Here is a 2962-nt window from a genome sequence, read left to right as displayed (position 1 = left end):
TCCCTGCACCAACCAAAACCGGTTGCGGGGATCGACTGGCCACGGCATTCTTGCCGAAACCGGAGGATTTTAGGATGAGCATCGCCCGCCTGCAAAAGGAAACGCTGACCAACCTGCCCTTCTATGAGGAGCGCGTCGATCTCGCCTGCGCCTTCCGCTGGACGGCACGGCTCAATATGCACGAGGCGGTCGCCAATCATTTCTCGCTGGCCGTCAATGACGACGGCACACAGTTCCTGATGAACCCCAACCAGGTGCATTTCTCGCGCATCAAGGCGAGCGACCTTCTGATGATCGATGCCAACGATCCAGAAACGCTCTCCGGCCCCAATGCGCCCGACCCGACGGCGTGGGGACTGCATGGTGCCATCCATCGCAATGTGCGCCACGCGCGCTGCGTCATGCATGTGCACTCGATCCACGCCACGGTGCTGGCATCGCTCGCTGACTCGACACTGCCGCCGATCGACCAGAATTCGGCGATGTTCTTCAATCGCCATGTCGTGGACGCGCATTATGGCGGGCTGGCCTTCGAGGAGGAGGGCGAGCGCTGCTCGCAGCTTCTCGTCGATCCCAAGGTCAAGGTGATGGTGATGGGCAATCACGGCGTGCTGGTCATCGGCGACACGGTCGCCGATGCCTTCAACCGCATGTTCTATTTCGAACGCGCCGCCGAGACCTACATCAAGGCGCTGTGGACCGGCCGCCCGCTGCGCACGCTTTCCGATGCGATCGCCGAAAAGGCCGCGAGCGAGATGGACGACTATCCCGGCCAGGCCGAACGCCATCTCAGCGAGTTGAAGGCGATCCTCGACGAGCAGGAACCGGCCTACCGGAATTGAGGAGCCTTCTCCCCGTCACTATACGGGGAGAAGGTGCCGGCAGGCGGATGAGGGGCGGCGCAAGCCCCGAAAGTGTGGGACGAACCAAAACTCGGCCTGACCGTGATCTCAATACGCCATGGAAAGCGCCTTCATTGTCAATCGCGGCGCCGCCCCTCATTGCCCTGCCGGGCATTTCTCCCCGTATAGTGACGGGGAGAAGGACGCTCTTATTCGCCGGTTTCGCCAATCATCGACGTCGCAGGAAGAGCCACCCACTTTCCCCAAGCTTAAAGCCCCAGTTCAGTCCGCAATTCCTCGGCGCTGTTGATGACGACGGCGCCGGGCGGGCCTTCCATCGGCTTTTCCGGCCAGAAGATCGTTTTCATGCCCGCCGCCAGTCCCGCCATGGCGCCCGGCCAGCTGTCGTCGATCGCCACGGCGTGCGCAGGGTCGACATCGGCCAGATAGGCGGCGCGCAGGAACGGCTCGGCATGCGGCTTACCTTCGCGCACATCATTGCGGCTGATCGTCTTCATGCCGGGGTAGATCAGGCCGACCATGCTCAGATTGGCGTCGACGATCATCCGGTCCGAATTCGAGACCACGGCCTGCTGGATGCCTCTTGCACGCAGCTCGTTGAAGATCTCGATCGCGCCGGGGCGCGGCTTCAGCCCCTCGACCAACGGCAGATAATGCTCGTATTTGCGCGCGATCCAGTCGTCGAAAGGCAGGTCCAGGCCGAACTCGTCGCGCATCATCTCGTAGACCGGCCAAGCGGCAACGCCGAGCACGCGCTCATGCAGATCGTCCGGCGGGACAAGGCCGACATTGCGCATCGCCGCCATCAGGGCTGCTTCGTGCAGCGGTTCGCTGTCGACCAGCGTGCCGTCCATGTCCCAGAAAACCGCTTTCGGCATCATGCGAGGCTCCTTTTTGCCATCCCTTAAAGGGTTTGAGCCGGGAGATAAACCTTCGGAGCGCAAGAACCTGCCGCCTGCCGGGACCGCGGCCAAGTCTCTTTGGCGACACAGGCAGAAAAACTGGCCGTGCCTACGCCGATGGACAGCAAGCAATTGCTCCCAAGATTGACAATTGCGCAGCAGGCCGTTCCCTGCGAAAGTGGGCATGGGCCGCTCTCATGACCGGCGGTCTCGGGAGGCAGGACTTTGAATAGCCGGCAGGATGGTGGCAGCAACAGGCTGGACGATGCGGCGCGCGCCGGCTGGCTTTATTATGTTGCCGGCAACACACAGGACCAGATCGCTTCGACGCTCGGCATTTCGCGGCAAACGGCGCAGCGGCTGGTATCGCTGGCGGTGTCGGAGGGCTTGATCAAGGTTCGCGTCGACCATCCGATCGCCAACTGCCTCGATCTGGCGGCACGGCTGAGATCGCGCTTTGCGCTCGATCTGGTCGAGGTGGTGCCGAGCGACCCCAATTCGTCCTCGACCACGATCGGCATCGCCGAGGCGGCTGCCGCCGAGATCGAGCGGCGGTTGCGGTCACCGACCCCGATCGTCATGGCGATCGGCACCGGGCGCACGCTGAAGGCGGCGATCGAGCAGTTGCCGCCGATGGAATGCCCGCAGCACAAGGTGGTGTCGTTGACCGGCAACATCTCGCCGGACGGCTCGGCAGCCTTCTACAACGTCATCTTCACCATGGCCGACAGGGTCAAGGCGCGCTCGTTCCCGATGCCGCTGCCGGTCATCGCCTCGTCGCCGGAGGAGCGCGAGATGCTGCTCAACCAGCCGATGATCCAGCCGACGCTTGCGCTTGCCGCCGAGGCCGACGTCACCTTCATCGGCATCGGCGATCTCGGCCCAAAGGCGCCGCTCTACGAAGACGGCTTCATTTCGGAGAGCGAATTGAAGGCGCTGCAGAAGGCCGGCGGCATCGCCGAGATCGTCGGCTGGGTATTCGACAGGGAGGGCCGCATGATCGAGGGCATCACCAACGACCGGGTGTCGTCGGCGTCGCTTCCGTCACGCGAGAAATCGCTGGTCATCGCACTGGCCATGGGCGAACGAAAGCTGCCAGGCATCCTGGCGGCCGCGAACCGGCGGCTGATCAACGGCCTCATCACCGATGAACGGACCGCCGCCGCCCTGCTGGCCAACATCTGACCGGAACCACAC

The 2962-nt window shown here is 63.4% G+C and carries 3 protein-coding genes; 2 read left to right on the top strand and 1 reads right to left on the bottom strand.

The features are described from left to right. Window positions 1-74 precede the first annotated feature (74 nt). A complete protein-coding gene (locus tag EN749_RS33610; protein WP_127399017.1) occupies window positions 75-842 on the top strand; it encodes a class II aldolase and adducin N-terminal domain-containing protein in 768 nt (255 codons plus the stop codon). Between the two features lie 269 nt (window positions 843-1111). On the opposite strand, the gene EN749_RS33605 is transcribed toward EN749_RS33610, so the two are convergent. Further along, window positions 1112-1744 carry an HAD family phosphatase gene (locus EN749_RS33605; RefSeq protein WP_128364781.1) on the bottom strand — a complete coding sequence of 211 codons (633 nt, stop codon included), beginning with the start codon at window positions 1742-1744 and terminating at the stop codon, window positions 1112-1114. Between the two features lie 246 nt (window positions 1745-1990). Between EN749_RS33605 and EN749_RS33600 the strand changes: the two genes are divergently transcribed. Continuing rightward, the gene (locus EN749_RS33600) at window positions 1991-2950 is read left to right on the top strand and encodes a sugar-binding transcriptional regulator (protein WP_127268413.1); all 960 of its coding nucleotides are present in this window, start codon (window positions 1991-1993) and stop codon (window positions 2948-2950) included. Window positions 2951-2962: the final 12 nt, after the last annotated feature.

The sequence above is a fragment of the Mesorhizobium sp. M7A.F.Ca.ET.027.02.1.1 genome (assembly GCF_004022985.1).
Taxonomy (GTDB): Bacteria; Pseudomonadota; Alphaproteobacteria; order Rhizobiales; family Rhizobiaceae; genus Mesorhizobium.
Note: the sequence above shows the minus strand (reverse complement) of the source record. Positions and strands in the feature narration are given on the sequence as shown.